Annotated in this window: 8 protein-coding genes; 1 reads left to right on the forward strand and 7 read right to left on the reverse strand. The window is 45.0% G+C overall.

Features of this window, described 5'->3' with window-relative positions:
* Positions 1–48: 48 nt before the first annotated feature.
* The 7 genes from SCB77_RS05425 to SCB77_RS05455 all read right to left on the reverse strand — a co-directional run bounded on the left by SCB77_RS05425 (position 49) and on the right by SCB77_RS05455 (position 11,337).
* Complete coding sequence (locus SCB77_RS05425) at positions 49–1,800, reverse strand: family 43 glycosylhydrolase (RefSeq protein ID WP_320185416.1); 1,752 nt, start codon at positions 1,798–1,800, stop codon at positions 49–51.
* Between the two features lie 165 nt (positions 1,801–1,965).
* On the reverse strand, positions 1,966–2,406 hold the full coding sequence (locus tag SCB77_RS05430) for a DUF4488 domain-containing protein (protein ID WP_320185417.1): 441 nt from the start codon (positions 2,404–2,406) through the stop codon (positions 1,966–1,968).
* A gap of 62 nt (positions 2,407–2,468) precedes the next feature.
* Entirely contained in the window at positions 2,469–3,707 is a 1,239-nt protein-coding gene (locus SCB77_RS05435) for a fibronectin type III domain-containing protein (RefSeq protein ID WP_320185418.1), read from the reverse strand.
* A 9-nt stretch (positions 3,708–3,716) separates the two neighbouring features.
* Positions 3,717–4,916: a DUF4998 domain-containing protein gene (locus tag SCB77_RS05440; RefSeq protein WP_320185419.1), complete on the reverse strand. Its 1,200-nt coding sequence runs from the start codon at positions 4,914–4,916 to the stop codon at positions 3,717–3,719.
* Positions 4,917–4,950: 34 nt separating this feature from the next.
* A complete protein-coding gene (locus tag SCB77_RS05445) occupies positions 4,951–6,153 on the reverse strand; it encodes a DUF5000 domain-containing lipoprotein (RefSeq protein ID WP_320185420.1) in 1,203 nt (400 codons plus the stop codon).
* Positions 6,154–6,181: 28 nt separating this feature from the next.
* Positions 6,182–8,113 carry a RagB/SusD family nutrient uptake outer membrane protein gene (locus SCB77_RS05450; protein WP_320185421.1) on the reverse strand — a complete coding sequence of 644 codons (1,932 nt, stop codon included), beginning with the start codon at positions 8,111–8,113 and terminating at the stop codon, positions 6,182–6,184.
* Positions 8,114–8,136: 23 nt separating this feature from the next.
* Positions 8,137–11,337, reverse strand: coding sequence for a SusC/RagA family TonB-linked outer membrane protein (locus SCB77_RS05455; protein ID WP_320185422.1), 3,201 nt, complete (start codon positions 11,335–11,337; stop codon positions 8,137–8,139).
* 331 nt (positions 11,338–11,668) lie between these two features.
* Between SCB77_RS05455 and SCB77_RS05460 the strand changes: the two genes are divergently transcribed.
* Entirely contained in the window at positions 11,669–15,748 is a 4,080-nt protein-coding gene (locus SCB77_RS05460; RefSeq protein WP_320185423.1) for a hybrid sensor histidine kinase/response regulator transcription factor, read from the forward strand.
* The last annotated feature ends 35 nt before the right edge of the window (positions 15,749–15,783 follow it).

Consider the following 15,783-nt stretch of genomic DNA (forward strand, 5'->3'; position numbering starts at 1 on the left):
TGTAGGGGTTTAGGGTATTAAAAATCGTGGTTGATCGATAAAATAGTTTTAGTTGAAAACAGACAAATCCCATTCATCTTTCCAAGACACGGAAACCTTCCCGTCCTGCAGATCAACAGGAAGCCAAATATAACGGCTATCCAACAGCTGATTGGGCTTCCATCGGTCGGCCATAAAGATAAATGCGTCTTTCTTACCTTCAATAGGCAGCACATAGGTGCTCTGTCCGTCGAAGGTGAGCTGCGCCTGCGGACCATGCATCGGGTCGCCCAAGGATTTCCACGATCCAAAGAGATTGTCGGCAACATGTAGCTCCGCTCTATTTGGTGCCCAACCGGTGCAACCACTGGTAAACAGATAATATTTGTTTGCATGCTTGAACAAAGCCGGCGCCTCTCGGTGGTTTCGGAAGAGGAGTTTATCCTCTTTCGTCGGATGGAGGTAGTCCTCGCTGAGGCGCACTAAACGCAAGGCATAGTTTTCGTCGGAAGAGTAGATGTGGTAGGCCTGGCCATCATCATCAACGAACAGTCCCATATCTCTCGACATATTTCCGTTGGGACGAAAGCTATGCACAAAGGTGAACGGGCCGGTAGGCGTGTCGCTGACCGCAACGGCCGCGCGCGCAGCAGCATAACCCTGCCCCTTCAGCTCTAAGTGAAACCATAGCACGAATTTCTTTGTTTTCTCGTTGTAAATAACTTTCGGCCGCTCCATAATGCAGCCCCAGGTAATGTCGCTGTTGGGATCATCTGCCGGCGCAAAGGCTAATTTTTCGAAGGTCCAGTTGTACAAGTCTTTTGAGGAATACACGTTGACACCCAAAGAGGTTTTACCGCCGCGTTTCTCTCCGTACCAATAGTAGGTACCTTCGTGGTAAATAATGCCGCCGCCATGTGCATTGATGTGCTCGCCATGCTGATCTTCCCACCGTGCTCCGGGTGTAAAAGTCTGGGCATCCTGCGAGCTGGCATCTTCTTTTTGATAAACCCGAACGTAATCTATTTCATAGACTGCGGGCAACAGCTTTTCATCGATCTTTCCACCATTGATACCGCCCAATGCAAAATTAAGCAGTACGTAGTGTGGTTGCTGAAATGGATTGGATCCATCGGCATTGGCCAATTGCTCCAACGGCACTTTGTTCATCAGGCTGTCATCGACATAAAGTGCTATTTCATGCTCGTCCCAATCCATGCGCCACAGATGGAACTTATCTGCCCAAGCTTTACCACCAAGCTCATCCACGGACTTGGTCTTGCTAAACCATTTGGCTTTCCAGCGATCCTTGGTCCCCGTAGCAATATTGGCCAAAATATTTCCGCGATAGTATTCCATGATGTCGATCTCGCCATTGGAGGGCCACTCGCCTTCGGTGCCGAGCGTCCAAAAAGCGGGCCATAAGCCTGAACCAACAGGAATCTTGGCCTTGATCTCGAATCGGCCATATTGCCATTGTTTCTTGCCGAGTGTATTGATAGAGGAGGAGGTATACTGAATATGTTGGCGTGATGTCGCCCAATCTTTGCTTCCTTTTTGGTAGGTCGGATTTGGCTTCCGCTCCTTCCGCAAGCTGATATGCAACATACCGTCTTTGCATACCGCGTTGGCCTGTTGGTACCATTGATCTTCTCGGTTACGTTGAAAACCTTCTTCAAAGGTCCAATACTTGGCATCGGGTGTACCATCTTTTTCAAATTCATCGGACCACACCAATTTGTAGGTTGTTTTTCCCGCGACTTGCGCGAAACCGTTGAACGCGAAGGTAAAGAGATAGGCAAAGATTAAGAGTCGATTCATAAAATACGATTGCTATCGCAACTTTAAAGTGATTAAATATATAACATTAACAAAATTATCCCATAAAACAGGTCAAAAAGGGGGCATTTTCGGCAAAAAAGTTGGGGATATCGGGATTTCGACCCCTTCTCCTGTCACAAATTCATTACTTCATCAACCAACATTTTACATAGCGGGCATTTTCACGCGCACCCATTTCTCTCGGAACGGCACATTATTGACTGAACCGCGTAACTGCAAGGTATCCTCATTAACAAATTCATATGCTACGGGAGAGGACACATTTCGTAGGTTTGGGTTGGTTGAAAACTCGATATCCTCTTTGTACATCTTATTGGTTAATACTTTGAACGACCCTTGTTGCGTAACGACGGTCCCCCCATCGCTGACAAACAAAAACCGATACGTGCCATTCGCCTCAAAGCATTTCAGCTGTCCCGCATGTGCATGATACGTTTGTCCATCTGGAGCTTCGACAGAAGCCAGCTCCCAAATGCCGATAAACCGACTTACTATCTTTTTTTTGGAGCCCGGCGGTACCGCGGCAATAGCAACACAGCAGGCCAAAAGAAGCAGCTGCGTCAACATAATCTTCATCTTTTTCATTTTTTAATCTAGTTAGTAAAAAAAAAAGCCCCCCATCGGATTTCCTGATGGGGGGCAGCTATTTAGGGTTGGTAGCTACCGCTATGGCTTGTCATACCATCTCTACGCATGGCCTCGATAATCAAGCAATTGTATACGAAATCCCAGCTGGAGGTTACTTCCGAATTTTGGTTTAGCCCATATGGCCACCAATGCATGCCATCACCGTTTAAGACCGCATTGTTGTCCGCGGTAATCAATTTCAGAACGGTGTTTACCTGGGCAAATTGATATTTCCCACCCGATATTGCCTGGTTAGACCACCACGAGGTAGTTCCTGTTCCAAAGGTATGGTTCATCTCATGCAGCATGGTTCTGATATTCTGGTAGGATGCGTTGGCACCAAAGCGCATCCAGCCTTCATTGTTGGCATCGGCTGTTGGCACTCCAGCATCATAGTTCAACCAAACATGCTTTGTGGCAGACGTATAGTTGTTCGCATACCATACGGCACTGTCGATAGCAACCTGCAAACGGTCATATGCTGCCAACTGCTCTGCATTCGGGTTGCTCGCTTTATTGAATGTGTAGGTCACATTGCCTTTACCGATTGTTCGAAAAGGCACATTTGTACCATAGCTCACGCCGGTTTCGTTTACAGCGTAGGCGCGCAGGTGGTAATTTGTTCGCTCGGTAAGTCCGGTTAGGTTGGCGCGAAATTTACCGATGCCTGTTGAGCCATGTGCTATTTTATGGTCTGCAACGGTTGGATTTTCCGTCGTTCCCCAACAAATGCCGCGTTCGGTAATGGCGCCACCACCACTGCTCACGATCTCTACATCGTAGGAAGCCCTGCTGGAACCGATAATAAAGAGCGGTTTTGGTGCGAAATCAACAGATTGTATATCTGCGGTACGCAAGATCATTTGCTGGCCGTAGGCTATTCCGCCTTTATTTTTTGCGTAAGCACGAACGTAATAAGACGTAGATTGGACAAGACCGGTAAGTTGCAAACCAAACTCTCCCGATCCCTTTGCCGAAGTGGCCTCGCGATAATTGTTATCCACCGTAGGCATCTCTTCTTTACTCCAGCAGACGCCACGTTCTAGGACAAATGCTCCGCCTCTGTGCGAAACATGTCCCACAACCTGTGCACCAGTTGTCGTAATATCCGAGAATGTAAGTTGCCCCAACTGAGGAACGGCTATATTCTCTGACGGTTCTTCCGGTATTTCCAAGCTATTGGATTCTTCAGATTTGCTACACCCCTGCATACCGAGCGAAAACGCGAGTATTGACGCGATAATAATGTTTTTTAACATACTGCTCCTTTATAAAACCTGAAAAGTAATATGACCTTGTACCTTAAAGTAAGACCCCGTATTGGGCATGTTTCCAACAAAGCCCAAAGTCAATCGCTTCGCTTCGGTCAATGTAAATTCCAATACGTGATTTCCACTTGTCGCACAATTTACATAAGCGATTGTGCCAGAAGCTAATCCAGCTTCGTCAGGCAAGGAAGCTCCCTCCGCTGCAACAAAATGTACAGTACCACTTGCTCCACGATCTACCGCATTTATCGTAACACGGTATCTTCCGGCTTGCAAATTAGTAGTTTGATATATTTTACCATTGGTCACGCCGGGTAGTCCCCAGCCACCTTCTAATGACAATACCCCCGATCCACCACGAAGTTCATATCCGCCGTAAGTATTAGTTCCAGCGTTCTTTGCTGCTGCATTCACTGTCCAGCTGGCCGGTATTCCCCAACGGGCGCCATCCCAAGAAGATCGTTGAAAAGGAAAATCAATATTTCTTAAATAAGCCAACCTTGGCAAGACATTAGTTGCATAATTCGTATAAAAGGTATCTATACTCAGCGTATCCGGAACGAAAACAGTTCGGTATCTTAGTGGCTCACCGGGCATGTAGCCTTTCAACACACTTTCTCCAAACCCAATGGAGTCCCTTTGTGTGATCAATTTACCTTCCGTATTTGTGTATTCGACTTCAGTGAATGTTGCACCACTTGTTAAATCAATGCCACCCCAAGATATTGTTGTGTTCTCGTCGCCGGCGAAATAGTCTGCAGTGTAATAAGGGCGATTGATAAGCCCAGAAAAATAACGTGCGCCATAAGAAACTCCTGTTTTAAATACACTCAATGACCTGTTCCCTTGGCTATCGAAGGTTATAAACTCAAAATTGTGTACGCCTTCAATTACTGGAATCATTAGCTTCAACGTGTCAACTCCTTGCGTTCTGTTAATCGCAAATTCTGTTGAATCTTGTCTATTGTTCCAAAACACTTTCAATCTAGTCACTTTAGGATCGGCAATAAATAAACCCGTTACATACACGCGTTCTTTTCCAGAATACACGATTACAGAGTCTATCTTACCGGTATAGGTAATTTCGCCGCCCTCTAAATATTTTTTGTAATCGTCACTTTTAGAGCAACTACTAACGTAAAAAGCAATCAGGATGACCAGCATTCCGTAAAGCAAGTTTTTACTATTTTGTATTTTCATGATGTTTTTTTCAAAATCGTTAATCCTCTTTTTTCTAACGTGGATCCCCATAAACCTGCACCTCAGCAATAGCCATAAAGGATGTACCCTGCCAGTTTCTAGTGGTTCTTATGCGCAGGTAACGTACTTTAGGGGCAGCAATATCAAAATCAAAACTGAGCCCAGTATTTGCCAACTGATAATCCTCATCGGTTTGTTGCCCCATTGGAAGTCCTGAAGGCTTTTTGCTTTCAAATGTTCCAAGAAGAGTCCAATTATTCCAGCTGCCATCCGATGGCGGATTATCAGAGCCCCACACTTCAAAAAACCGAAGGTTACCACCATAGTAATACATACGCCCACTGTTTGTATATTCTGGATAATCCCACACAACAATACGGCTCATCTTGGCCAACACTCCTGTATCAAATGTCACCCATTGCGGCCCGTTGATAGTCACATCCGTCAGCGAAACATTCGGCCACCAAAAGGTATCACCATCCCACATTTTAGCCAAGCCTGTGGAGGTGTACGTTTGCTTAGCGTCCGTAGGCAAGGTTATTGCATTGTACCTAGATTTTGGTAATGCAGTTTCATATAACGGGGTAATTTTCGTCACCAAAGTATCCGTAAAATTCATGTATTGGTCTCTTACAGTAATCGCAAACTGTTTTGGAATAGTATCCAATCCACGGATGGTGCGGTTAATCTCCTTTGCTGATGTGTAAATATTGTCGATAGAAGGAACCCATTCTCCAAGAGAATCGACCATCACCATTATTGTAAGATCTTTCTCTTTACTATTTTCCGCCGTTACACGAATCCCTCCAAATGCGGCAATAGCTTCTAAACTTCGAAAGGTCTCCCAAATAGGATTTTCCAACGGCTCTACCGTGACATCCACTGGAGTAGAACTAACTTCACTTCGGTTAACAGCAAAAAGCTGGATGGTATATGGTTTTTCATCTGCAAAACCTTCCACCAACAGAGAATTATTATAGTAGGAAGACTTAACTACCATTTCACGTCCAGAAGCTAGCGTGTAAACTGCTTTAACATAAAGTAAATCTTGGTCGTCAGGCAATGCGTAGCGTATTCTAGCTGCCCCTGGCAAATTTTCAACATGTATGTTGCTTACTTCCCCAGGAGGATTCGAGTTTACAACAGTAGCTTCTCGAAGTTCTTCCGTGCAACCGCCGAGAAACAACACAATTGTTAGTAGCGCAGCAATGCCGGATTTCATATAATTCGTTTTCATAATTTTTTACTTTTAAAATACACGGAGCCTACCAACCTAGTGTCTGTACCAAAGAAGGGTTTACAATTAATTCTCCTTGTGCTATTGGCCAAAAATAATCTCGAGGAGCGACAAATGTCTGTGCGAAAAGTGTACGAAGACGATAGTAGTCACTCGTCACTTCTTGGTTTACACTCCAGCCTGTAATATTCTGATTAAAATAATTAACCGCTAATTTCCAGCGACGTAAATCCCAGTAGCGCTTCCCTTCAAATGCCAATTCAATCATACGTTCACGTTGGATAATTTCTCGCAATCCTTCTTTTGTATTAGGCTTAGCCGGATTGGTTGAAAACGCATTCCAAGTTTCAACAACGCCTGACAAACCTGCACGTTCGCGGATACGATCGAGATAACTAAAAACTTCCTCGGACGGCCCAGCAGATTCGTTAAGTGCCTCTGCATACATCAAATACACATCACTTAAGCGCATATTTGGCCAAGGATAGCTCTGATAACTAACACCACTAGTAGCAAAAGCCTGTTCCCAGTTGACTAGCTTCTTCAAAAAATATCCGGTTTCATTGATCCATCCATGATTGTTCGCACCTGCTGGCTGGTTCAATTTTGCCTGCACATAATAGCTATCTTCGTCGGATAGACTCTGCGTATCAAATTTAAACCATGTTCCTCCATCAAATCCGAGTGATGCGTAAAATCGAGGTTCTCGATCAAAATTTAGCCGCGCCGTAGTGTAGCCTTCTTTGATATAGAAACGTTCCGCACGCGTTGCTGTGCGTAGCGTATACCTATTGTTAAAATCCAACGTTTTATCTTCGCTCAGGGGTACTCCATTCTTTGTGTAAAACATCTCTGCTATTTTAATAGGAGCACTAAGATGCTGTCTAGCTGTTCCAACAACAGCAGCGCTGTTGAGTAGGGGCATTGCATCGCGTTGGATATTCCAGGCCTGATGATTGGGATTTGCCCAAATATGCTCGGACGACCATCGCTCATTAAAGCCTAGACTAATGCCCAATACCCTTGCTGTTGAATCGCTCATCTTAAACTGTCCATATTCGGCTTTACTGAACGGAAAGAATCGAAATCCAGCTGATTCTGCGGAAGTGATAGCCTCTTTTGCAGCCGCAGCCGCACGTCCCCACTTCTGTTCGTCGTAAGTTGGACTGAACAATGACTCTCCTTGCGAATTGCGCACCTGTTGGTAGTCAGGATTACCATTGAACAATGGACTAGCGGCGGTCAATAAAACCTCAGCTTTCACGGCGTGGATAATAGGTTTGGTAATCCGTCCTAATTCAGATGCTTGATCAGGAATAATCAACGGCACGGACGTATTAGCCGCAGAATCCAATAAAGAAACAATATAATCTACGACCTCATCAACAGGGCGCTGAACAACCCGCACCTCATTTTGCGTTGCATCGAGCGAAATATTATCACGCATTAGGGGAATTGGCCCATACTGCCGCATCAATAGGTAGTGATAGTAGGCCTTTAAAAACATCACTTCGCCTAACCATCTCGACCGATCATTGCTGGACAAATCGGGAACTTTCGATAAATCAGAAACATTCTCCAGAAAAATATTACAATCGCGAATAGCGATCCACATACCACCCCTCCAGCGATCAACCAACGGCGAATTTATATTTTGGCCTCCACGAGCTATACGCCAATTGTCCGCTGGATAAATCTCCCGTTGAGCGACGGGGATCCAAACCTCATCACCGGCCAAAAAACCCGTATTACTCTGTGCATCAGCATTATTAGGAAGCCACGCATAACAAGTAAATAAAAACTTCTCTGCTTCATTCCTTAGCGAAAAAGCATTATCTATGGTAGCGACATTGTCCGGAACGACATCAATATAATCTGCGCATGCCGAAAACCCTATGCTTCCTAAAAACAAATACGCTATATATCTCCCCACCTCTTTTCTTAAATTAATTTTTTTCATTTCTTCTAACATTTTAACATTCTCTAGAATCCCAACTGTAAGCCGATATTGTAGGCAGCCTGAATCGGGTAGCCAATACCATTTCCACCCATTTCCACATCCCACATTTTGAAGCGACTAATCGCAAACAGGTTCATGCCATTGGCGTAAATGCGTAGATTTTTTGCCCGGATGCGATCCATCAGGCTTTGTTTGAAGGTATACCCTAATTCCACTGTTTTCAAGCGAAGGAAGGCGCCATCCCGCATCCACCATGTAGACCGTTGGTTGTTGTTGGCCACCACGCCCTCGCTCAGTCTCGGCCAGAAGGCGTAGAGGTCGCGATTGTCTTCACTCCAGTAGCTATCGGCCACTGCTTGCAGCAAACCATTCTGCGATCCGCCGTTTAAATAGAAGGGAGAAATATTTTCCGAATTGATGAAGAAAGAAGAGCGCGCCGAACCTTGGAAGTAGAAGCTAAAATCAACGCCTTTTCCGCCTACTGTTCCGCCAAAGCCATAGATCATTTCCGGTGTCGTCGGATAGCCAATGGCTACTCTATCAAGATCGGTAATCTGCCCGTCGCCATTTAAATCACGATACTTAATGTCACCACCTAGGTATTCCAGTCCTGGTGTACCAAATTGAACAGGAGAATTTAGTGTTTCCTGATCATCGACGAATAGACGCTCCGCAATGTAGCCAAACTCCTGTGCAGCAGATGTTCCTACGGTATATCGCCAAGGTTCCGTGTAAGCAGGTTCATCGACAATCAGTCGCTTACTTACAGCATAGGTCATAGTTCCACGGCCTTGCAGATACCAACCACTGTTAAAGCTTTTGTTGTAATTCACGGTCAAATCCACTCCTTTACTTTCTGCCTTGTTGGTATTTGCGACAATATTTGCGCGCAGTCCCATCGTGCTCGGGATATAAGAACGTGCGGTTAGGATATTACTTCGAATCTGTCTGTAGACATCCACATTCACTTCAAAGGCATTGAACAAGCTAAAGTCCAATCCCAAGTTGGTTTGTTTGGATCGCTCCCACGTAATGCCATCATTGGCATATCGTGTCACAGCGACGGTAGGGCGGCGATAACCGCTAAGCTCACCAAAACTAAGCTCGGGGGCATTCATATTGACCTCCGAGAGATAGAAAAAACGATCCTGCGAACGGCCAATTTGATCGTTACCGGCATAACCATGTGTGGCCCTAATTTTCAAATTGTTAACGACATCACGCAACGGTTCAAAGAAGGACTCATTTGAAATATTGTAAGACAATCCAAAAGAGGGAAAGAAGCCCATCCTACGGTCGCGTGCGAAACGCTCGGAACCATTGTAACCGAAATTAAACTCAGCGATATAACGATCATCAAAATTGTACGTAAAACGACCTGATACGCCAATGTTTCTGGCGGGCAACGACAACTGCAAGCTTCCTGCATTTCCATTGAGCGAGTTTTGTATCAATCCGATAACCGTGCCGGCTACGTTATGTTTACCGAAAGCATGGCTATAGTTTGCAATACCGTGCGCGTAGAACATGGAGTTCACTTCTTTTCCAGACTCCGCATAATTAAGATACTCGGTTCCGACCAAACCAATGGATCCCAAACCACCATCGTTCATAACACGCAAACTCAAGTCTCCGCTAGGACTTGATGATCCGGTATAATAAAAAGGATTATAGGCACGACTTACCTCGAAATATGCATACCGTTTTAGGTAAGTCATTGCAGTAAAATTCAAGCCCGGTAAAATTGCGTCAAGATTTTGCCGAAGTTCTATTTGCGGCATGATGGTAGAGGTGTTGTACTCTTGATAACCACGAACCATCTCTGCATAAGGGTTTACGAACAAACCTCCATTGCGATTGATAGCATTACCGAACAATGGATGGTTCATATAGGGTAAATAAGAAGACGGGTAAACAGCAGGAAACATGACCGGATTTGACCATATCGCTCTGCGAAATGTCACCGCTCCTCCGTTTATCCTATTACCATTGCTGTCGAAACCGCCAATCGGACCGGTATAGTCATCAAATTGTGCGTAGACACGCACGATACCTGTAGTGGAAGGTGTAAAATTGATATCAACGTTAGAACGAACGGAATAGTTCTTCAACTTTATATTATTATTAAAGTTATTGATACCATCCACCTTTAGAATTCCGTTATCGATATTATACGTTCCTGCCAAATAATATCTTGCTTTCGCGCCTCCTCCAGAGATGTTTAGGTTGTTTCTTTGATTTAACGTATAATCCTTTATTAGCTGGTCGATCCAGTTATTATTAGGATACAGCAAAGGATTATCGCCTGCCTTCGTATGATCTATCTTGCTTTGCCAATACGGTAACCCCTGCCCACTAGCCGCATCCACTGGCCGTGTCAAATAGGCCTCATTGGCCATTTCCATATAGGTAATATTGTCTGCAAATCGAAAATTCCTTGTATTGGTCGAAATGTTATTTTCGGTACGAAACTCAAACTTAGTACTCCCTTCCGCACCCAGCTTTGTGGTAACCAATACCACTCCATTTGCTCCACGTGCACCGTACATCGCAGCCGCGTTGGCATCACGTAGCACAGAAAAACTCGCAATATCATCGGGTTGCAAACGAGCCATATCTGTAGGTGTAGATTCCACGTTATCGATTAAGATTAGTGGATCCTGTTTTCCCGTACCAAAAGTCCCTAAACCACGGATAAAGAAATTTGCGTTATCCGATCCGGGTTCACCACTACGTTGAAAAGCGATCATCCCTGCAACACGACCGGCGAGCATAGTCGTTAAATTACTGGTTGGTCCCTTTAGTTCCTTCGGATTAATTGTGGTGATAGACCCAACGACTGATGCCCTCTTCTCACGCTGTCCAAAACCGGTAACAACCACATCTTCGATTACACTGTCATCTACTTCAAGCACAACAGGTAAGTTAATGGATCCTGCAGCGACTGGTTTACCCGTCAAGGATATTTCCTGCCGCAAATAACCGACACTACTGAACACCAATGTTGAAGATGCTGTAGCATTGATTCGATAGGATCCTTGTTCATCCGTGATAGCCCTTGTCTCAGTACCCAAAACAGCCACTGTGACACCCTGAATTGGCAAGGCTCCACTCGATACTTTCCCTGTCACAGTGACATTTTGAGCAACGGCCAAGCAACAACTCATGGTCATCAGGAATAGAAGCACCCCTAGACGCCTTTTAAGCATTTTACATGTTTTCATTATATTTATTTTGGTTAGAAAATTGCGAAGTAATAATTACCTGCCTTTGCAATTATCGCCACTAAAGACTAGATTATTTAGGGGGGATTTGGTCAAAAACAGGGGGGGAAATAGGCAAGCTCGCTTTTTCAGTAACCATTTTAAAAGCCGTAAAACCGGATTTTAGCAAAACCAACTAGGATTTTAGCAGGAATGATCATTTACCACCCAAAAAAGCCTTAAGCATAGCCTAAGGTGCGGCATTGTTATAAATGTCAAATAAACACTTGCAAGAAAAATTGCTTTTCAGTAATTTTAGCAAACACTAACGCCAACATTTATCCTATTCATTATGAGATTCGCGCTATACACTGTCCTATGTTATGTATCCATGCTATCCGCATCGGTTGCACAACAATCGATCACTTATCTTGGGATAGATCAAGGCCTATCCAACGATTACATAACCGATATCTACCAAGACAAAAATGGGTTTATGTGGTTTGGCACGTCCAACGGATTGAACCGCTACGATGGCTATACCTATAAAGTGTTTCAAAATATTCCATTGGATAAAACATCCCTGCCCGACAACCGCATTACCGATCTATTAGAGGACAGACAGGGCAATCTTTTTGTTGCAACCAAGGTAGGGGCAGCGGTGCTGAACCCTAATCAATCGACATTTTCACGATTTATACTGCGTTCTGATGCCGGCAAGCTCGATTCAATCAACTTTTCCATCCATCAGCTGGACACAGACCAGGCTGGACAGGTGTTTGCTGGTAGTGGACAAGCGGGGCTATTAACCGTTAAGAAGACTGAGGAAGGTTTTATCGCGCAATCGGTGCCCTTGGTTTTGCCGGGGCAAAAACCGAACGTAAAATACAATGTAAGTGGTATGGGAAAAACTGCCGACGGCAAACTGTGGCTACTGATTCATCATATCGGCATCTGCTACTATGATCCCTCGACAAAGCGGGTTAAGCTGCATGAAGCCGGAAATTTCAACGCTTCTTCGGTAACAACCTCCAGCGATGGCGACATTTGGTTTTCCACCAATTGGGGCATCAGCAGATACCGCCCTAGCAACAAAGCGTTCACCCATTACACTACAGCCAACGGCCTTTGCGATAAGCGCATTGTTCACCTGTATTACGGCAAGGACCATAAGGTTTGGGCCTGTTCGGATGGTGGCGGCATCCAAAAAATCGACATCCGTACTGGAAATATTGAAAACAGACCCAACTTGGAAGGAAAAAAGCTGAGCAGTAATTCGGTTTTTGCGGTTTATGAAGATGCACAACAACGACAGTGGATAGGTACTTGGCGTGGCGGAATCAACCTCATCGATCCCAACAAGGGAAAGTTTCAATTGATCAAAAAGACGGTTGCGGGACAGCAAATACAATCCGAAGATTTTGTGCTCTCGCTAGAGGAAGGCGACGACAACAGCCTTTGGATAGGTACCGATGGTGCTGGCCTGCTACACTGGGACAGTCGACAAAAAAGGTACATGGACTTTCCCATTTCGGACAGGGCAGCTTTACAACAAGCCTTTGTCACCGGACTAAAACAAGATGTAGACAAACAACTTTGGGTAGGCACCTACGATCGTGGCATCTTTAAACTCGACCAAAGGACTGGTCGGATTAGTTCCTACGACTGCTTTTACCCGAACAGCAGCTACGCCAACAAAGCGATATGGCGCATTTTCGAAGATAGTAAGAAACGTTTATGGGTATCGACGCTCAATGGAGGCCATGTGTACCTCTTAGACAGACAAAAAGATCAGTTTCGACCTTTAGAACTTCCGATCTACGATGTGCTTAGTTTTATGGACGAAGGGGATGACGTGTTATGGATGGGATCTTGGTCGGATCTTACGCGACTGGATCTGAAGACCAAAGCCTACAAAACCTTCGCGATAGGCACGCCTATCCGATTTATTGTAGCGGCTGATAAAGAGCACTTTTGGCTAGGAACTGAGGGCGGTGGACTTTTACATTTTAATGTGCGTTCCGGTCAAATTAAGCGGTACACCGAAAAAGACGGTTTACCCAGCAACAGCCTCCTAAACGTGCTGAAAGACAAAAGCGGCAATCTTTGGATGGCCACCTACAATGGGCTTTGCAAATTTGATCCGCAGAAGATCAGCTTTCAGAATTTCTACAAATCCGATGGCCTGCAGAGCAACCAATTCAATTACAATGCGGCACTGCTATTGCATAGTGGTGAAATGGCTTTTGGCGGTATCCGTGGCTTAAATGTATTCAATCCCGAAGGCACTCAGGTTCCCGCTAAGTTCCCGCCGTTGATGCTTACGCAATTTCAGATCGACAACAAGACTTACGATGCCCATCATGCATATGCCGATTCCTCACTAAGCCAACTATCGTTCCTAGAAATACCTTACGACAAAGCGGTATTGTCTTTTTCCTTCGCCGCGCTGGAGTACTCTTTCCCCGATAAGATTAAGTATGCCTATTTTTTGGAAGGCTGGGATAAAGATTGGAATTATGTCGACAAGCAGCGCTCGGCCCATTATTCGCACCTCAAGGAAGGTAATTATACACTGCGCATCAAATCGACGGATGCAAACGGCCTTTGGAACAAACAGGAGCGGGTCATGACGATAACGATCCTACCGCCTTGGTGGCGATCAAACTGGGCCTATGCCTTTTACTTCTTGTTTGTCGGCGCGGCTCTATATCTTTACGTCAAGTACATCAAGAATAAAGAATCGCTACTCTATCAGCTTAAAACCAGCGAGTTTGAACGAGATAAGGAGCATGAGCTCAATGAGAAAAAGATCACTTTTTTCACCCACATCGCCCATGAATTTCGCACGCCTCTGACCCTCATTGTCAACCCTGTAAAGGAAATTCTTTACCAAGCCAAGGAGGAGCGCGCCAACGATTCCTCATTGCAGCTTCAGCACGTATATACCAACGCAAAACGATTGCTCAGCTTGGTGGACAAGCTGCTGCTTTTCCGCAAAGCAGACAGCGATTTTGATGAACTGCGCTTGGTAAAACTGGATATTATAGCTTTGACACGTGAAGTTTTTTACTGTTTCCAACAACTTGCTCATACTCGGCATATCGATTACCAATTCCATAGTGCTGTTGATACGCATCTCCTGTACGCCGATCGGGAGAAGGTAGAAATTTGTCTTTTCAACTTGCTGCAGAATGCACTTAAGTTTACATCTGCTTCCGGAAAAGTGCATGTGCATATCCTGATGGATGGACCTCGGCTGAACATTCAGGTACGTGACTCGGGAAATGGTTCGTTTTCGCCGCTGTCGGAGACCATCTTTAAACCTTTCCATCGTGACTATAGCAGCCAAGGTACGTCCAAAGAGGGCTTTGGGATTGGTCTTTTCTTGGTGAAGAAATTTGCACAAGCCCATGAGGGTAACATCTGGTTTCAGCCGAACGAAAACGGAGGTCAGACCTTTACATTAAGTCTACCCTACCAGCCAACTCAGTTAAAAGACCAACTCATCTATGAAGATGTGGCAGAGCAGTCGCTCTTCATTCAGGAGCTGCTGGAAGAGGAATCGCTGCTTTCGACAACAACAGCCGCTAGCGCTTACCAAGACGAAAAAGCAGCCAAAATTGTCAATATGGCCAGCGAGCGGCCTATCCTACTCTTGGTAGACGATAACAGCGATATCCGCCAATACATCTGTAAGATTTTTGAGCAGGATTTTGATGTACTACAAGCTGAAAGTGGCGAGCAGGCCTTATCCATCCTACAAAAAACAGAACCGAACATCGTCATCAGTGATGTGGTCATGAAAGATGTCTCGGGCATTGATCTTTGTGAGAAGATTAAGAAAAACAGCAACTTAAGTCATATCCCCGTAATCCTGTTGACGGCTAGCTTTTCAGCGGACATCAAGCTGAAGGGCATCGAGGGTGGTGCAGATGACTATATTACCAAGCCTTTTGATAAAGATATTCTCGTGGCACGAGTGCACAACCTTATCCAGAACCGGCAACGGTTGCATCAGTATTTTCACAGCGAGATTACCTTGCAGGCCAACGATTACAAGATACCTATTGAATACAAGGACTTCCTACAGCAGGCCATCCTAGCTGTAGAATCGCACCTGCTGGACAGCGACTTTACCGTTCGGGTGTTGGCAGAATCGTTGGGCATGAGCCATTCTAATCTCTACCGCCGTATTAAGTCTATTTCTGGCAAATCAGCCAATGAGTTTATCCGGTATATCCGACTGCGCAAGGTGGCGCAACTGCTGGTAGATACCAATGCAAACATCAATGAAGCGGCTTATCAGGCTGGCTTTAACGACATCAAACATTTTAGGCAGCAGTTTACTAAGCTTTTCGGATGCACGCCTTCAGAATACCGGAAACGTTATGCCCACTTAAAAAACAAGTACCGCGTGGCGATGGAGTAAATTAAAACATAAATATTCTAGAATTCTTGTATTTT

This window comes from Sphingobacterium bambusae (genome assembly GCF_033955345.1).
Classification (GTDB): domain Bacteria; phylum Bacteroidota; class Bacteroidia; order Sphingobacteriales; family Sphingobacteriaceae; genus Sphingobacterium; species Sphingobacterium bambusae.

Coding starts and splice junctions, on each gene's coding strand:
- SCB77_RS05440 (WP_320185419.1), bottom strand. CDS start 4,916: ATGAAAATACAAAATAGTAAAAACTTGCTTTACGGAATGCTGGTCATC.
- SCB77_RS05460 (WP_320185423.1), top strand. CDS start 11,669: ATGAGATTCGCGCTATACACTGTCCTATGTTATGTATCCATGCTATCC.
- SCB77_RS05430 (WP_320185417.1), bottom strand. CDS start 2,406: ATGAAAAAGATGAAGATTATGTTGACGCAGCTGCTTCTTTTGGCCTGC.
- SCB77_RS05435 (WP_320185418.1), bottom strand. CDS start 3,707: ATGTTAAAAAACATTATTATCGCGTCAATACTCGCGTTTTCGCTCGGT.
- SCB77_RS05445 (WP_320185420.1), bottom strand. CDS start 6,153: ATGAAAACGAATTATATGAAATCCGGCATTGCTGCGCTACTAACAATT.
- SCB77_RS05450 (WP_320185421.1), bottom strand. CDS start 8,113: ATGAAAAAAATTAATTTAAGAAAAGAGGTGGGGAGATATATAGCGTAT.
- SCB77_RS05425 (WP_320185416.1), bottom strand. CDS start 1,800: ATGAATCGACTCTTAATCTTTGCCTATCTCTTTACCTTCGCGTTCAAC.
- SCB77_RS05455 (WP_320185422.1), bottom strand. CDS start 11,337: ATGAAAACATGTAAAATGCTTAAAAGGCGTCTAGGGGTGCTTCTATTC.